Genomic DNA, 17,479 nt, shown 5'->3' on the forward strand with positions numbered 1-17,479 from the left:
AGATAATGACTACACCATTTAAACGAGTCCACTTAATTGTGATGGACTCAGTAGGCATAGGGGAAGGCCCTGATGCAAAAGCTTTTAACGATGAAGGCAGTCATACATTAAAACACACGTTAGAAGATTTTAATCAGTCATTACCTAATCTTCAAAAATTAGGTTTAGGTAATATTGAACCACTACCTGTAATTGAAAAAGAAGTAAAACCACAAGCTTTTTACACTAAAATGAGTGAAGCCTCTGTTGGTAAAGATACAATGACAGGGCATTGGGAAATTATGGGCTTAAATATCATGCAACCTTTTAAAGTATATCCTGAAGGGTTCCCTAAAGAGTTGATAGATGAAATTGAGTCATTAACTGGTCGTAAAGTAGTAGCTAATCGCCCTGCTTCTGGAACGCAAATTATAGATGAATGGGGCGAACATCAAATGAAGACTGGAGACTTAATAGTCTACACTTCAGCTGATCCAGTTCTCCAAATTGCTGCCCATGAAGATATTATTCCGTTAGAAGAACTCTATGATATCTGTGAAAAAGTAAGAGAATTGACCAAAGATCCAAAATATTTAATTGGTAGAATTATTGCCAGACCTTATCTTGGTGAACCAGGTTCCTTTAAAAGGACATCTAATAGACACGACTATGCTTTAAAACCTTTTGGCAGAACAGTTATGAATGAATTACAAGATGGTGGCTATGATGTCATTGCCTTAGGAAAAATAAATGACATTTTCGATGGCGAAGGTGTGACTGAAGCGGTTCGTACAAAAGATAATATGGACGGTATGGACAAATTAATAGAAACAGTACAACGTGATTTTAATGGACTAAGCTTTTTAAATCTTGTGGATTTTGATGCCTTATACGGACATCGTCGTGATAAAGCAGGTTATGCACAAGCGATTAAAGATTTTGATGAGCGTTTACCTGAACTTATCGAGCATTTACAAGAAGATGATTTAGTAATTATCACTGCTGACCATGGTAATGATCCAACTGCTGAAGGTACAGATCATACAAGAGAGTACATCCCAGTTTTAATGTTTAGTCCGAAAATTGCTGAGTATCATGAATTATCGGTAGATGCTACATTTAGTTCGCTAGGTGCAACGATTGCTGATAATTTTAATGTGAAATTACCAGAGTACGGAAGAAGCTATTTAAAAGAAATGGGCATTGAGTAATGAAGAAAATAATTAGAATTTTATTTGGCATTGGTTTTAGCGTAGCTGGCGTGCTTCATTTTAAAGATGAAGAAAATTTCAGAAATATTGTACCTGAATATTTACCATTTAGAAAAGCCGCAGTTTTAATCACAGGTGTGTTTGAAATCGTGTTTGGTTTATTATTATTAATCAAGCAGCCTTCAACATGTTTGAAAAAAACGATAAATGCTTTTCTATGGGCTGTATTCCCAGCTAATATTTATATGGCACGTAAAAATTTACCACTAGCTGGTAAGCAATTACCTAAATGGGCTTTGTATGGCCGTTTACCATTACAATTTATCATGATAAAAATGATTAGTAAGCTATAATCGGTTAAATAAAGAAAGTGGCTGTTAGTATCCTTATTGGGAATCTAACAGCCACTTTTTTATGCAATATAATTAAGTTAGGAATAAATGAACTCACAGTTATCTTGAGATAATTATTGGTTAGTATGATTATTTGTTTTCTCCGTATACATCTTGCCATACTGATTTTTGATCTAAGAAAGTTTGTGCAATTTCTTTAGCGCCTTCAAGAGAATGACTTGCTGCCCAGCCACATTGTACTTCGTTACAAGCAGGTACTTCTGTAGCGTTTAATACATCATTGATTGTTTGTTCGATGATGTTTAAGACATCTTCATAATCATCATGGTTAATGAATGAAACATAGAAGCCAGTTTGACAACCCATTGGGCTAATATCAACTACTTTATCTGAATGATTTCTAATATTCTCGGCCATTAAATGTTCTAAAGAGTGTAAACCAGGCATTTCCATATGCTCTTTGTTTGGCTGTTTGAAACGGATATCATATTTATGGATAACATCACCGTTAGCGCCCTCCATTTTACCAGCTAGTCTAACAAATGGTGCAGATACTATCGTATGATCTAAATTGAAGCTTTCAACGTTCATTTTTGGCATGTCATATCCTCCTAATATTATAAGTAAGTTAATTGTAACAAGACCGCAATGTATTTACAATTTCTGAAACGGGTATAAATATAAAGTGGTAAAATACTAATTTATTTAAAATTCAGAAAAGTAATGACAGAAGACGAGAAACCCGATAGAATAAATAATAATTAAACACGATATAAATATTTAGCATGATATGTGGTGTTATCTATAAAATTACTTAATGCATAGTGTATGGAAGTTGAAAGTGTTTTGGTAATTCAGGAGGTAGAGTGCAAACGATGGAGAAAAAACAAATTATTTTAGATTATATAGAAAATGAAAATCATAAATACTTAGAAATAAGTCATCAGATACACCAAAGACCAGAATTAGGAAATGAAGAGATTTTTGCTTCGAGAACTTTGATTGAAGATCTAATAGCACATAATTTTGATGTGGAAACTGATATAGCAGGACATGCAACAGGATTTATTGCACGATATGACTCAGGTATAGAAGGGCCTACAATTGGATTTTTAGCAGAATACGATGCTTTGCCAGGTTTAGGACATGCTTGTGGTCATAATATTATAGGTACTGCGAGTGTATTAGCGGGAACTGCATTGAAACAAGTGATTGATAAGATTGGTGGTAAAATTATTGTCTTAGGATGTCCTGCAGAAGAAGGCGGTGAAAATGGCAGTGCTAAAGCGACTTATGTTAAAGCAGGTGTTATAGATGAGTTGGATATTGCACTCATGGTCCACCCTGGAAATGAAACATATCGAACGATTGATACATTGGCTGTCGATGTTTTAGATATAAAATTTTATGGTAAAAGTACGCATGCATCTGAAAACGCAGATGAAGCGAGAAATGCTTTAGATGCGATGATTTCTTATTTTAATGGGATAGCGCAATTAAGACAACACATTAAAAGACGCCAACGTGTGCATGGTGTGATACTTGATGGTGGTAAAGCAGCGAATATTATACCTGATTTTACACATGCGCGTTTTTATACGAGGGCTACGTCTCGAAAAGAGCTAGATGTTTTGACTGAGCGGGTTGGACAGATAGCAAAAGGTGCAGCACTACAAACAGATTGTGACTTTGAATTTGGACCAATACAAAATGGGGTTAATGAATTTATTAAAACGTCTAAATTAGATGACTTATTTGCGAAATATGCCACTGAAATGGGTGAAGCAGTTATAGATGATGATTTTGGATATGGTTCTACAGATACTGGGAATGTCAGTCATTGTATACCAACGATTCATCCTCATATCAAAATTGGTTCACGAAATTTAGTTGGTCATACACATCGTTTCCGTGAAGCAGCAGGTAGTACCCATGGTGATCAGGCATTAATTAGAGGTGCGAAAATTCTCGCTTTAATGGGGCAAGAACTCATAGAAAATAAACCATTGTTTGAAGAAATCATCGAACAATATCAATATACAAAGGGGCACAAAAAATGACAAATCAAAGCTCTCTAAGACCTACATTAACACTTAGTGATCTTTACGATTCACATATTGTTTATACTTCTAGACCGTCTTATATATCGAATCCTTGGTTGGAACCCGAAGTACATCAATCTAATTTTTTGACTGGTAGAGAGCTGATTATTGCTAATGAGATGCCTGTAATCGTACACGCAGCAAGTGTAACTGATAAATTAAAAATGCTATTTGAAGCAATTGGTAAAGCTATGCCAACCAATACGCTTAAATTTCAAGATCAAAGTAGCTATGAACAATTGATACAAGATTTGGCACATGATTATAAAAAAGTTTACTTTCAATACATTCATGGTGAAGATATTTTGAATAAAAAGTATTACGCGTTGGATAAGGATATTTTTGTAGCTTTAAATAATAAAGCACGTATACCAGAATGGACAAACCATAAATATCTACCTATAAGAGAAGTTGTTGATATAGATAATTTTGTAGAAGCTGTAGCAAAATGGGAGTATCCATTTGTATTGAAACCTGGAGACGACCTACCAACAGCAGGTGGATATGGTGTGATGATTTGTTATAATGATGCTGATTTAAAACAAGCAAAATTGCGTATTGAAAATGCTAAAAACGAAACAGATACGATGATTATCGAACAAAAAGTAGAAGCAGTTGCAAATTATTGTGTTCAATATGCATATTCGAAGTATACTGGTGTGCGTTATATTGGGACTTCTGAACAGTTAACCAATAAATATGGGTATTATAATGGAAACGAAAATGTACAAGATGTGCCTGATGCTGTAATTCAAGCGGGTAAAGAGATTATGGAAGTCGGCGTTTCGAAAGGATATTTTGGAATAGCTGGTTTTGACCTTTTGGTAGATAGCAACGATGACATTTTTGCGATAGATTTGAACTTTAGACAGAATGGCTCAACAAGTATGTTATTGCTAGAACCGTTTCTTCAAGAAGGGTACCATAAATTTTATAGTTATTTGTCACATGTAGATAATTCAAAATTTTTCAACACAATTATGAAGTATGTAAATAAGGGTGTATTATTTCCGTTATCTTATTATGATGGGGATTGGTTTGATAATGAAGTTGTTAAATCAAGGTTTGGTTGCATATGGCATGGGGAAAACAAATCATATGTGGAAAAAATGGAGCAACAATTTTTAAATGATTTAGAAGAAAAATAGAACAATTACTCACAAATATAATGAAACTCTCTAGTAAATTACATTAGACGTTAATTGACTAGAGTATAAGAGTCATTTATATTTTAAGTATGGGTAAATATTATAAATGAATTGAAGGTGCTATGATGTCTTATAAACAAAATTCATTTTTCCAAGAAATTTTAGTCAATGAAGTCTTTTACGTAGCTACAAAATCAAAAGAATTAATTAGACATGAAGTATTGGGAAAAAATGTAGTATGTGCGTGGTCGGAAAAATCTAAAGCGGAAACATTTTTGAAGAAGCTTAATATTGACTACAGCAATATAAAGAAAATTGATATAGACCGTTTTGTAACATACGAAATGGATAACTTATTTGAAGAAGGCGAAGAAGTACTCATTGATGCTACTGGTACTACAGATGGCGAATTGATTAATATTGTAGAAATTACAAATGAGTTAATGTCTGATTTAGACAATATTCGTTTGAAAGAATTTGTAAACGATGTTGCTAAAGAGGATGCAGTCTTTGGTTTATCTAATCAAAAAGAAAAGCATTTTATATTGATTAGTGATGATGAACATCAAAGACCACAAATTATGCCTGTTTGGAGCATTAAAAGTAGAGCTGAAAAGGTAAGGAACGAAGACTTTGAAGAATGTGAAATTATCGAAATCGAAGGTGAAGTATTCGCTGAATGGTTAGATAATTTACGAGATGATGATAAAGCTGTAGCAATAGACTTGAAATCTGGTGTTGTAGGCACAGTTGTATCTGCTCAAAAAGTGATTGACCAACTTACATTTTAATTATTTCTAAATGCGTTTCAATGCGCTAGTATTTTGTTTTTATATTATTTGAATAATGATTAATTATGATGAGTTGTTTTGAAACTATAGATAGAAATTTGGGACATTTGTATTTTGAATTACTAGTAAAAGCAGTTTTCTACTGAAAAACGTAGAAAGCTGCTTTTTTCATGTTGATATTTATAAATGAATTGCACCTAACGCACCAGAGAATGCACCATGTTCAATATAATAAGGTTTAAACCCGCGAAGTATTGTATAATCTGTAACAACTTTTTTTAATAAATCATTATTATGAAAAGATGAACCAATATAAGCGACATTTTCAGTATTATTTTCTCTAGCAACAGTAATAGACATTGTGGTAATAACTTCCCCAACAACACCTATAACAGATGCTAATTTATCAGCATCTGTAAAATTGGCATCCAAATTATGTAGGACATGACCAAAGTTTGCTGCTGTAAGGTCACCTGAGATAGGTGGTTCACTGTCCTTATAAATATGTTTAACTTTCAAGTCAATAATCTCTCTATTTCCATTTTGAGCTGTATCAGTTAATTGTTTATAATCTTTAATACCAGTTAATAAATATCCAAGCCCTTGAATCATTCCACCACCTGCGCCAACGCCACCTACACGTTGTTGATGATTACCGTCTGAAAAGTGTAATGAAGTGCCGGTACCGACGTTAGTAAAGATGTAATCATCTAATAAATGCTCTTGTTCTACTAAAAGTATTTCTAAACCTTTTGCAGCTGCATCAAATTCGACAAAAATACGCGAAGGACAAGTTAAGTGTTCTTGTATTAATGCAGCTTGTCCACCAGTTAAACTAATGCTTTCACAATCTTGTTGATTTAACCATGAGATAACTTCATCAATTTCAGTAGTTGATTTTGTTGTATATACACGTTCCCCGTTATTGTCTTGAACTATCTTAATTAGAGTTCCACCAGCATCAATGCCAATCTTCATTTCTATTCCCCCCCAAATAAATTTACATTATAACTAATATTATAATAAAATGGGGGGAAATCAAATATGAAATTAAAAGGAGCGTTCTTTTATGATGCAATTAAGTCCGTTTATTAAAGTAGACGACGTTGATGAAGCTGTGAATTTTTATAAAAATGCGTTTGGTGGAGAAGAAAAAATATTAAACGAAACAAATGGACTACGACTGCATACAGAATTGCATGTGAATGCAACAGTGATATTACATATATCAAGTACATACGGAAAAGAATGGCATAATGATAATACTAATATTATTTTGACCTTTGACGATTTAGAAGTGCAACAACAAGTATATAACGCTTTGAGTAAATTAGGTGATCCACATATGCCGCTTGAAAAAACATTTTTCAATGCTATGCATGGTCAAGTTAAAGATCAATTTGGTGTGAATTGGCTCATGAATTGCTTTTTAAACTAAACCGTTTAATATAGGTTATAATTAGTTAGAAAGTGGTATTAATAAATAATTACTAAGTTTTAAATAGGGGATAGGATATGTTTATTAAAAAACAATTTGAAGGAATTACAGTTCAAGTGTATGAAGATAAATATAAAGATGCACTTTATAATTTTAAATTGAATGAACGCCAACAAATTTATTCATCTTTGCCGAGTGATGTTTTAGAAGATGCGTTGCACGATAAAGATAGAATTGCAAACATCGCATTGAATAAAAAAGGGGAAGTTGTAGGATTTTTCGTTTTGCATCAGTATTATCAACATGAAGGCTACGATACACCAAAACAAGTGATTTATGTTAGATCACTATCTGTTAACCAAAATTTTCAAGGTTATGGTTATGGTACTAAAATGATGATGTATCTTCCACAATATGTTCAATCTTTATTTCCAGATTTCAACCACTTATATTTAGTCGTTGATGCGGAAAATGAGAGTGCTTGGAATGTTTATGAACGTGCAGGTTTCATGCACACTGCAACTAAAGAAGAAGGACCACTAGGAAAAGAAAGATTATATTATTTAGACTTAGATTCAAACCATGTATCATCATTGAAATTAAAGCCAAATACGGAAGATGTGCCGTTCAACATTCATATTATTGATTTATTTAAAGATGGAAACAAAGTAGGATTTATTGCAGTAGAAAAACATGAACAACGTATGAATATTTCTTCTGTAGAGGTTAATAAATCAGAAAGACACAATGGTATTGCGGAAAGTGCTTTGAGACAACTTTCTACATATATCAGAAAGTATTTTGATGATGTCAGTCTGTTGACAATTACACTATATGGTGAGAATAATGAATTAAAACCGTTATGTATCAATAGTAACTTTGTTGAAATCGAGTCTGCGGATGATTTTAAAGTATTTGAAAAGCATATAAATTATTAATAGAGATTGCGAAATCACAAATTGTCATTTATAATTTACATTTGTTATTATTACTTAAGATGAACTTAGTACGAATTTGGATAAATGCCTTTGAAAGGAAGAATAAATAATGAGAATTCAAGATTATACAAAAGAAATGGTTGATGAGAAATCATTTATCGATATGGCCTATACGCTATTAAATGAAAAAAATAGTACTATGAATTTATACGATATCATCGATGAATTTAAAGCGCTTGGACATTATGAAGACCATGAAGTAGAACATAGAATTGTACAATTCTATACAGACTTAAATACTGACGGTCGTTTTTTAAACGTTGGAGAAAATATCTGGGGATTACGTGATTGGTATTCAGTAGATGATATTGAAGAAAAAATTGCGCCAACAATTCAAAAATTCGATATATTGGATGATGACCCAGAAGAAGATAAAAATTTAAAATTACTTGGTGAAGATGAAACTGATGACGATGATGACATCCCAGCTGTAACTGATGACCAAGAAACTTTGAATGATCCTGAAGAACCAAAAGAAGACGAAGTTGAAGAAGAAGGCATTGTTATTGATGAAGATGATGAAGACTTTGATGATGAAGACGAAGAAGAAGATGAAGACGAAGAAGAAGATGAAGACGAAGAAGAAACTGAAAAATAATTATTTGAGATTTAATTGACTTTTCTCGTGAAAATGATAAAATTTTATTCGGGCTCCTTTAATTAGGACGACGTGTATAAATATTATACGCTCCCCCTTACAACGATGTGAGAGGGAGCGATTTTTTTATTTAAATGACTATAAAAAATTTATGAATTCTTTGAAATTAGGTAATTGCTTAGAGCAATAATTTATACATATGAAAATAATAAATGATAATTATAATATGTAAAACACGCTATTACACAAAAAAATAAGCAATTGATTTTAAAAATTCGATGTCAATATCGGTATTGATTGAAAAAACTGTTTTAATAACTAGGAGGCAGAACATGACAAAATTTATTTTTGTAACTGGTGGAGTTGTTTCTTCATTAGGAAAAGGTATCACAGCAGCATCTTTAGGAAGACTATTAAAAGATAGAGGGCTAAAAGTAACAATCCAAAAATTCGATCCATATTTAAACGTAGATCCTGGAACGATGAGTCCATATCAACATGGTGAAGTTTTTGTTACTGATGATGGTGCAGAGACAGACTTAGATTTAGGACACTATGAACGATTTATAGATATTAACTTAAATAAATATTCTAATGTTACAGCTGGTAAAGTGTATTCTCACGTATTGAAGAAAGAACGTCGTGGTGATTATTTAGGAGGAACAGTACAAGTTATCCCGCATATCACAAATGAAATTAAAGAACGTTTACTTTTAGCAGGAGAAAGCACAAATGCTGATGTTGTTATTACTGAAATCGGTGGAACAACAGGGGATATAGAATCATTACCATTTATTGAAGCTATTAGACAAATTCGCAGTGACTTAGGTCGCGAAAATGTAATGTATGTACACTGTACATTATTACCATATATTAAAGCTGCTGGAGAAATGAAAACGAAACCAACACAACATAGCGTAAAAGAATTACGCGGTTTAGGTATTCAGCCTGATTTGATTGTGGTTCGTACAGAATATGAATTAACACAAGATTTAAAAGATAAAATCGCTTTATTCTGTGATATCGACAAAGCAAGTGTAATCGAATGTCGTGATGCAGAATCACTATATGAAATTCCTTTACAGTTAAGCAAACAAGATATGGAAAACATAGTGATTGATCGTTTAGAACTTAATCCAAAATACGAAACACAGTTAGATGAATGGCAATATTTACTAGACACAGTGAATAATTTAGATGGCAAAGTGACAATTGGTTTAGTTGGTAAATATGTAAGTCTTCAAGATGCTTATTTATCGGTTGTTGAATCATTAAAACATGCAGGTTATCCATTTAAAAAAGATATTGAAGTAAGATGGATTGATTCTAGTGAAGTGACAGATGATAATGTGTCAGAAATATTATCAGATGTAGATGGTATTTTAGTCCCAGGTGGATTTGGATTCCGTGCAAGTGAAGGAAAAATTTCTGCGATTAAATATGCACGTGAAAATAACGTACCGTACTTTGGTATCTGTCTAGGTATGCAATTAGCAACAGTTGAATTTGCTAGAAATGTACTTAACCTTGAAGGTGCGCATTCAGCAGAATTAGATCCAAACACGCCGTATCCAATTATTGATTTACTACCTGAACAAAAAGATATTGAAGATTTAGGCGGTACGTTACGTTTAGGACTTTATCCTTGCCATATTAAAGAGGGTACATTAGCACACTCAATTTACAATGAAACTGATATTGAAGAAAGACATCGTCATCGTTATGAATTTAACAATGAATATAGAGAACAATTAGAAGCAAACGGTATGGTATTCTCAGGTACGAGCCCTGATGGTCGCTTAATTGAAATGGTGGAAATTCCTGAAAATGACTTTTTCGTAGCTTGTCAATTCCATCCTGAATTTTTATCAAGACCTAACCGTCCACAACCAATTTTCAAAGCGTTTATTGAAGCTTCTTTAAAAAATAAACAATCTAAATAAAATAAAAATGACGCATGTTAGCTAAGTAATTAAAGGTTACAGTTAGCAATGCGTCTTTTTTTATATCCTTAATTGTTAAATGTCATTATACATTAACGATAATTGAATTTTTTATAAAGGTTTCAAAATTCGTGTTATTTGATTCAAACGATTTCATAATTATATTTTTATAATTACTGTAAAATAAGATGTATAGTATAACAAATTTACAAAAATTAGAAGAAAAATGTCTATTTTTAAGGTTTTAAAAAGAAAAAAAACAATTAAAAGCGCTTACAATTGTTTAGAAGAATGCAAAAGGTTTCTAATTTTGATATAATTAGATTGTAAAAATATGTGCTTAAAGCACCAAGGAGGAACTTTCATGCCTTTAGTTTCAATGAAAGAAATGTTAATAGACGCAAAAGAAAATGGTTACGCAGTTGGTCAATACAACTTAAATAACTTAGAATTTACACAAGCTATCTTAGAAGCTTCACAAGAAGAGAATGCTCCAGTTATTTTAGGTGTATCTGAAGGTGCTGCTCGCTATATGGGTGGTTTCTACACGGTAGTTAAAATGGTTGAAGGGTTAATGCACGACAAAGAAATCACTGTCCCTGTTGCAATCCACTTAGACCACGGTTCAAGCTTTGAAAAATGTAAAGAAGCAATTGATGCTGGATTTACATCAGTAATGATCGATGCTTCTCATGGTTCATTTGAAGACAACGTTGAAATCACTTCAAAAGTGGTTGAATATGCGCATGAACATGGCGTATCAGTTGAAGCTGAATTAGGTACTGTAGGCGGACAAGAAGACGATATTATCGCTGAAGGTGTTATCTATGCAGATCCTAAAGAGTGTCAAGAACTTGTTGAAAGAACAGGCATTGATACATTAGCACCAGCATTAGGTTCAGTACACGGACCATATAAAGGTGAACCTAAATTAGGATTTAAAGAAATGGAAGAAATTGGTGCTTCTACAGGATTACCGTTAGTATTACACGGTGGTACTGGTATCCCAACTACAGATATCCAAAAAGCTATTCCTTTCGGCACAGCAAAAATTAACGTTAATACAGAAAACCAAATCACTTCTGCTAAAGCAGTACGTGAAGCTTTAGACAAAGATAAAGAAGTATATGATCCTCGTAAATATTTAGGACCAGCACGTGAAGCAATCAAAGCAACAGTTATTGGTAAAATTAAAGAGTTTGGTACATCTAACCGAGCAAAATAATTTAATCTATATTACAAATGAGACTGAGACATGTAATTATGTCCCAGTCTTATTTTTTTATGTTATAATTGCTATCGTTTGGTAAAGAGGTTATTATTAAATCCAAACTATTTACATAAATCTCAATCAAAATATATATAATTATGATTTAAAACATAAAATAATGGGAAATAAAAACTATAGTAAATAATTTATATGTAACTTGCATCACTTAATTTTAATATTAAAAAGTTTTAGTAGACTGATGTACTTTGCAAACTGGAAAAAGTAATTTATAATGCAAATAATGATTGAAAGTCAAAGGAGAACAAGCGAATGGCTCAAGAAGTGATAAAAATTAGAGGTGGACAAACACTTAAAGGTGAAGTGGATATCCACGGTGCTAAAAACAGTGCAGTAGCAATTATACCTGCAGCAATCCTGGCTGAAGATAAAGTAACAATTGAAGGTCTTCCAGAAATTTCTGATGTAGAAACATTGGTTAGTCTATTAGGGGATTTAAATATTAAAACAGAATTAGATGGTATGACATTAAAGGTCGACCCTACTGACATTGAAAATGCACCATTACCTAATAATAAAGTCGAGTCTTTACGTGCCTCTTATTATATGATGGGTGCAATGTTAGGTAGATTTAAAAAATGTGTCATTGGTTTACCTGGAGGTTGTCCATTAGGACCAAGACCTATTGATCAACATATCAAAGGTTTTAAAGCTTTAGGCGCGAAGATTGATGAATCAAGTGAGACTTCTATGAAAATTGAAGCTGACAAATTAACTGGTGCAAATATATTTTTAGATATTGTGAGCGTTGGTGCAACAATTAATATTATGCTTGCAGCTGTACGAGCTGAAGGGCATACTGTCATTGAAAACGCAGCTAAAGAACCAGAAGTTGTAGACGTAGCAACGTATTTAATTGGTCTAGGTGCAGATATAAAAGGTGCAGGTACAAGTACGATTAAGATTAATGGTGTGGATCGTCTTCACGGTTCTCATCATCAAGTTATTCCAGATAGAATAGAAGCCGGTACGTATATGTGTATAGCTGCAGCTTGTGGTGAGGATATTCAAATTAATAATATTATCCCAACACATGTTGAACCATTAACTGTAAAGTTAAAAGAATTAGGCGTGGATATTCAAGTTGGCGATGATAGTGCTAAAATTAAACGTAGTGCGCCTTATTCAAGCGTCGACATTAAAACTTTAGTTTATCCTGGATTTGCTACAGACTTACAACAACCTATTACACCGCTATTGTTTATGGCAGATGGTGTATCCTTTGTGACTGAAACAATATACCCAGCGCGTTTTAGACACGTTGATGAATTAAAAAACATGGGTGCCAATATCAATGCAGATGATGGTACGGCAACTATTAAGCCATCTAAATTAACAGGAGCAGAAGTATATGCGAGTGACCTACGAGCAGGTGCATGTCTTATTGTTGCAGGACTTTTAGCAGAAGGTGTTACTACAATTTACAACGTAAAACATATTTATCGTGGCTACACTAATATTGTGAGTACTTTAGAATCATTAGGTGCAGATATTTGGACTGAAGAAATTTAGGAAATGTGGTATACTAAATATACTAAGTACTTGAAATATATTTTAGTAACTCAGATTATAGAATAAAAACGATATGAGGTGATGACCATGGAGGTTTGCCCTTATCTTGAAGAGACCTTTAAAATAGTAGGTAGAAGTTGGAATGGTCTAATTATTAATTATTTGTCTAGGTGTCCAGAAAAATCTGCTCATTTTTCGGATATGAAACGTGATTTGAAAACAATTACACCACGTGCACTTAGTATAAAATTAACAGACCTAAGTGAATGGGGTCTTGTAGAGAAAAAAATAGTATCTACAAGCCCGATGAACATATTATACCAACTTACGGATAAAGGTGATGCACTAGCGGCAGCATTAGTACCAATGGAAAAGTGGGCGCAAGATTTTATTGAACTTGAAAATCAATAATATCAATGTCTATGAACGAAAATTTAAAGCGTTATAATAAGAGAAGAAGTCTATGACATGTCATAGACTTCTTTTTTTGTTTTAAAAAAAGAAAATATATATTTTTTTAGCTTATAAATTGTGAGGTTCAAGGTTTTTGTTGGGACTAATTATTAATGTAAAATGATTAGAAAACGCTTAATAACAACGTTTGTCGTCATATAACGTGAGCATTAATGTTTAAAAATACAGAATCTCGGTTATAATATAATTATCAACACAAATTAGGGAGTGAATTATTGATGAGAAATTTCACTAAACAATATATTAACGGAGAATGGATTGAAAGCACTAGTGGAGAAACACTAGAAGTTATTAATCCAGCGACAGAAGAAGTAGCAGGTACAATTGCGAAAGGTAATAAAGAAGATGTTGATAAGGCAGTAGACGCTGCAGAAAATGTGTATCTAGAATTTAGACACAGCTCAATAGAAGAAAGAAGAACATTATTAGATAAAATAGTACAAGAATATAAAAATAGAAAAGATGATCTTATAGAGGCAATTACAGACGAATTAGGTGCGCCTTTATCAGTATCAGAAAAAGTACATTATCAAATGGGACTAGATCACTTTGAAGCAGCACGTGATGCATTAGATAATTTTGAATTTGAAGAACGTCGTGGTGATGATTTAGTTGTGAAGGAAGCTATTGGTGTTTCTGGCTTAATCACACCTTGGAATTTCCCAACGAATCAAACTTCATTGAAATTATCTGCCGCTTTTGCAGCAGGAAGTCCAGTCGTATTAAAACCATCTGAAGAGACACCATTCGCCGCAATTATTTTGGCTGAAATTTTTGATAAAGTAGGCGTGCCAAAAGGTGTGTTTAACTTAGTGAATGGTGATGGACAAGGTGTAGGTAATCCATTAAGTGAACATCCGAAAGTAAGAATGATGTCGTTCACTGGCTCTGGTCCAACTGGTTCAAGCATTATGAAAAAAGCAGCTGAAGATTTCAAAAAAGTGTCACTTGAATTGGGCGGTAAATCACCATATATTATTTTAGATGATTCAGATATTGATGGTGCAGCAAGTGCAGCAACTGGTAAAGTTGTTAGCAATACTGGTCAAGTTTGTACAGCAGGTACTAGAACATTAGTACCAGCAAGTCTAAAAGAAGAATTCTTAACAGCTGTAAAAGAAAAATTCAGTCAAGTTAAAGTCGGTGATCCACGCGAAGAAGGCACTCAAGTTGGTCCAATCATTAGTAAAAAACAATTTGACCAAGTACAATCATATATCGATAAAGGTATTGAAGAAGGTGCAGAATTATTCTATGGTGGACCTGGCAAACCTGAAGGCTTAGAAAAAGGTTACTTTGCTCGCCCAACAATATTTAATAATGTTGATAATAGTATGACAATCGCGCAAGAAGAAATTTTTGGCCCAGTGATGTCAATTATCACTTACAATGATTTAGATGAAGCAATTAAAATTGCAAATGATACTAAATATGGCTTAGCTGGATATGTATACGGTAATGATAAAGACACATTACACAAAGTAGCACGTTCAATTGAAGCTGGTACAGTAGAAATTAATGAAGCTGGCCGTAAATCGGACTTACCATTTGGTGGTTATAAACAATCTGGTATTGGACGCGAATGGGGCGACTACGGTATCGAAGAATTCCTAGAAGTTAAGTCCATTGCTGGCTATTATAAATAATAAAGTTTAGCAGTAATTAAATAATTTAAATGAAGCAAGGCAGTTTAACTGTCTTGCTTTTATAATTTATAAAAACTGAAATACATTTTGTAATTAAATAAGAAATTTGCTATAGTTATAAAAGTAAGTAGCGTAGTACGTTGCGTTATTTAAAAACTTATTTATGAAATGGGTGCAAGATAATGCCTGATAAAATACGAACATCACCTCAGTATGAATCGTTCCACGAATTATACAAAAATTACACTACAAAAGATCTCACTCAAAAAGCAAAATCTCTAAAACTAACAAATTATAGTAAACTTAATAAAAAAGAACTTGTTCTTGCAATTATGGAAGCGCAAATGGAAAAAGACGGTAACTATTATATGGAGGGTGTATTAGATGACATCCAACAAGATGGCTATGGTTTCCTTAGAACAGTTAATTATTCAAAAGGTGAAAAAGATATTTATATCTCTGCCAGTCAAATACGACGTTTTGAAATCAAACGCGGCGATAAAGTTACTGGTAAAGTAAGAAAACCAAAGGATAATGAAAAGTATTATGGTTTGCTACAAGTTGATTTTGTTAACGACGAGAATGCAGAAGAAGTTAAAAAAAGACCTCACTTTCAAGCGTTAACGCCATTATATCCTGAAGAACGAATCGTTTTAGAAACAACGAAGCAAAATTTTTCGACTCGTATTATGGATTTAATTACGCCAATTGGTTTGGGCCAACGTGGACTTATTGTTGCACCACCAAAAGCAGGTAAAACATCTCTATTAAAAGAGATTGCTAACGCTATTGCTATCAACAAACCAGATGCAGAATTATTTGTATTATTAGTCGGAGAACGTCCAGAAGAAGTAACAGATATTGAACGTTCTGTTGAATCTGCTGAAGTTGTGCACTCTACATTTGATGAGCCACCACAACACCATGTTAAAGTTGCAGAACTTTTATTAGAACGTGCAAAAAGACTTGTTGAAGTAGGAAAAGATGTCATTATTTTAATGGATTCAATTACAAGGTTAGCTCGTGCATACAACCTTGTCATACCACCAAGTGGACGCACATTGTCTGGTGGTTTAGACCCTGCGTCATTACACAAGCCAAAAGCATTTTTCGGAGCTGCAAGAAATATTGAAGCTGGTGGCAGTATGACGATACTAGCTACAGCGTTAGTTGATACAGGATCACGTATGGACGATATGATTTACGAAGAATTTAAAGGAACGGGTAACATGGAATTACACCTAGATCGTAAATTGGCAGAGCGCCGAGTATTTCCAGCTATTGATATCGGTCGTAGTTCAACGCGTAAAGAAGAACTACTTATTTCTCCAAAAGATTTAGAATCATTATGGCAATTACGTAATATGTTTACAGATTCAATTGATTTTACAGAAAGATTTGTACGCAAATTAAAACGTACAGAAAATAACCAAGAATTTTTTGAACAATTACAAAAGGCTGCTAAAGAAAGCACTAAAACAGGTAAACCAATTATTTAAGTTGAAATTAGCAAAGTGTTATCAAGCTAATATATGATTTAGGGTTGCGTTTTGGTTTTAAAGCAATTATAATTATCAAGTATTGGGTAAAAACTCACAAACAACTCTGTTCCAGATGGTTCAGGGCAAAGGAGCTGAAAATAATGAGAAAAAATATTCATCCTGAATATCACAGTGTAATCTTTTTAGATACAACTACGAATTTTAAATTCCTAAGTGGTTCAACAAAATCTTCAAAAGAGACTATGGAATGGGAAGATGGCAACGAATACCCAGTTATTCGTTTAGACGTTTCATCTGATTCACATCCATTCTACACAGGACGCCAAAAATTCGCTGCTGCGGATGGCCGTGTGGAACGTTTCAACAAAAAATTCGGAATCAAATCAAGCGACGAGTAATCGTTGTTATAAGGCATTCTCATATAATGAGAATGCCTTTTTGTTTTTAGAAATATAAGTCTCTAATTGAGAATATTACAGTTTTAATAGTTTTTATA

17 protein-coding genes are annotated in these 17,479 nt (G+C 33.2%); 15 read left to right on the forward strand and 2 right to left on the reverse strand.

What is annotated here, in order from left to right; translation table 11 throughout:
• The first annotated feature begins 5 nt into the window (after positions 1 to 5).
• Entirely contained in the window at positions 6 to 1,190 is a 1,185-nt protein-coding gene (deoB, locus tag NSR03_RS02260) for a phosphopentomutase (protein WP_021339792.1), read from the forward strand.
• Complete coding sequence (locus NSR03_RS02265; protein WP_002507049.1) at positions 1,190 to 1,543, forward strand: DoxX family protein; 354 nt, start codon at positions 1,190 to 1,192, stop codon at positions 1,541 to 1,543. Before deoB ends, NSR03_RS02265 begins: the two co-directional genes overlap by 1 nt.
• A gap of 129 nt (positions 1,544 to 1,672) precedes the next feature.
• Here the strand turns inward: NSR03_RS02265 and NSR03_RS02270 are convergent, their stop codons facing one another.
• Positions 1,673 to 2,143, reverse strand: coding sequence for an S-ribosylhomocysteine lyase (locus NSR03_RS02270; RefSeq protein ID WP_002507050.1), 471 nt, complete (start codon positions 2,141 to 2,143; stop codon positions 1,673 to 1,675).
• A gap of 275 nt (positions 2,144 to 2,418) precedes the next feature.
• On the opposite strand from NSR03_RS02270, the gene NSR03_RS02275 reads away from it, so the two are divergent.
• The 3 genes from NSR03_RS02275 to NSR03_RS02285 all read left to right on the forward strand — a co-directional run bounded on the left by NSR03_RS02275 (position 2,419) and on the right by NSR03_RS02285 (position 5,584).
• Positions 2,419 to 3,603, forward strand: coding sequence for a M20 family metallopeptidase (locus NSR03_RS02275; RefSeq protein ID WP_031266098.1), 1,185 nt, complete (start codon positions 2,419 to 2,421; stop codon positions 3,601 to 3,603).
• Positions 3,600 to 4,793: an L-aspartate--L-methionine ligase LdmS gene (gene ldmS, locus NSR03_RS02280; protein ID WP_069802420.1), complete on the forward strand. Its 1,194-nt coding sequence runs from the start codon at positions 3,600 to 3,602 to the stop codon at positions 4,791 to 4,793. Before NSR03_RS02275 ends, ldmS begins: the two co-directional genes overlap by 4 nt.
• Positions 4,794 to 4,918: 125 nt before the next feature.
• Positions 4,919 to 5,584, forward strand: coding sequence for a DUF2750 domain-containing protein (locus tag NSR03_RS02285; protein WP_021339789.1), 666 nt, complete (start codon positions 4,919 to 4,921; stop codon positions 5,582 to 5,584).
• Between the two features lie 180 nt (positions 5,585 to 5,764).
• Here NSR03_RS02285 and coaW read toward each other — a convergent pair whose 3' ends face one another.
• Positions 5,765 to 6,562, reverse strand: coding sequence for a type II pantothenate kinase (gene coaW, locus NSR03_RS02290; protein WP_021339788.1), 798 nt, complete (start codon positions 6,560 to 6,562; stop codon positions 5,765 to 5,767).
• Positions 6,563 to 6,653: 91 nt separating this feature from the next.
• Between coaW and NSR03_RS02295 the strand changes: the two genes are divergently transcribed.
• The 10 genes from NSR03_RS02295 (at position 6,654) to NSR03_RS02340 (ending at position 17,381) form a co-directional block, all read left to right on the forward strand.
• Positions 6,654 to 7,022: a VOC family protein gene (locus NSR03_RS02295; protein WP_002507055.1), complete on the forward strand. Its 369-nt coding sequence runs from the start codon at positions 6,654 to 6,656 to the stop codon at positions 7,020 to 7,022.
• A gap of 77 nt (positions 7,023 to 7,099) precedes the next feature.
• Positions 7,100 to 7,960 carry a GNAT family N-acetyltransferase gene (locus NSR03_RS02300; protein WP_021339787.1) on the forward strand — a complete coding sequence of 287 codons (861 nt, stop codon included), beginning with the start codon at positions 7,100 to 7,102 and terminating at the stop codon, positions 7,958 to 7,960.
• 109 nt (positions 7,961 to 8,069) lie between these two features.
• The gene (rpoE, locus tag NSR03_RS02305; RefSeq protein ID WP_069813788.1) at positions 8,070 to 8,618 is read left to right on the forward strand and encodes a DNA-directed RNA polymerase subunit delta; all 549 of its coding nucleotides are present in this window, start codon (positions 8,070 to 8,072) and stop codon (positions 8,616 to 8,618) included.
• Positions 8,619 to 8,950: 332 nt separating this feature from the next.
• Positions 8,951 to 10,561 carry a CTP synthase gene (locus NSR03_RS02310; RefSeq protein WP_021339785.1) on the forward strand — a complete coding sequence of 537 codons (1,611 nt, stop codon included), beginning with the start codon at positions 8,951 to 8,953 and terminating at the stop codon, positions 10,559 to 10,561.
• Between the two features lie 364 nt (positions 10,562 to 10,925).
• A complete protein-coding gene (fdaB, locus tag NSR03_RS02315; protein ID WP_002507059.1) occupies positions 10,926 to 11,786 on the forward strand; it encodes a class IIb fructose-bisphosphate aldolase FdaB in 861 nt (286 codons plus the stop codon).
• A 315-nt stretch (positions 11,787 to 12,101) separates the two neighbouring features.
• On the forward strand, positions 12,102 to 13,361 hold the full coding sequence (locus tag NSR03_RS02320; RefSeq protein WP_021339784.1) for a UDP-N-acetylglucosamine 1-carboxyvinyltransferase: 1,260 nt from the start codon (positions 12,102 to 12,104) through the stop codon (positions 13,359 to 13,361).
• Between the two features lie 87 nt (positions 13,362 to 13,448).
• Positions 13,449 to 13,772: a winged helix-turn-helix transcriptional regulator gene (locus NSR03_RS02325; RefSeq protein ID WP_002511426.1), complete on the forward strand. Its 324-nt coding sequence runs from the start codon at positions 13,449 to 13,451 to the stop codon at positions 13,770 to 13,772.
• Positions 13,773 to 14,053: 281 nt separating this feature from the next.
• Complete coding sequence (locus NSR03_RS02330) at positions 14,054 to 15,481, forward strand: aldehyde dehydrogenase family protein (RefSeq protein WP_002507062.1); 1,428 nt, start codon at positions 14,054 to 14,056, stop codon at positions 15,479 to 15,481.
• 182 nt (positions 15,482 to 15,663) lie between these two features.
• Positions 15,664 to 16,980: a transcription termination factor Rho gene (gene rho, locus NSR03_RS02335; protein ID WP_069813848.1), complete on the forward strand. Its 1,317-nt coding sequence runs from the start codon at positions 15,664 to 15,666 to the stop codon at positions 16,978 to 16,980.
• A gap of 143 nt (positions 16,981 to 17,123) precedes the next feature.
• A complete protein-coding gene (locus NSR03_RS02340; protein WP_002507064.1) occupies positions 17,124 to 17,381 on the forward strand; it encodes a type B 50S ribosomal protein L31 in 258 nt (85 codons plus the stop codon).
• Positions 17,382 to 17,479 lie beyond the last annotated feature (98 nt).

It is taken from the genome of Staphylococcus sp. FSL W8-1207 (genome assembly GCF_038003745.1).
In the GTDB taxonomy this organism is placed as follows: Bacteria; Bacillota; Bacilli; order Staphylococcales; family Staphylococcaceae; genus Staphylococcus; species Staphylococcus equorum.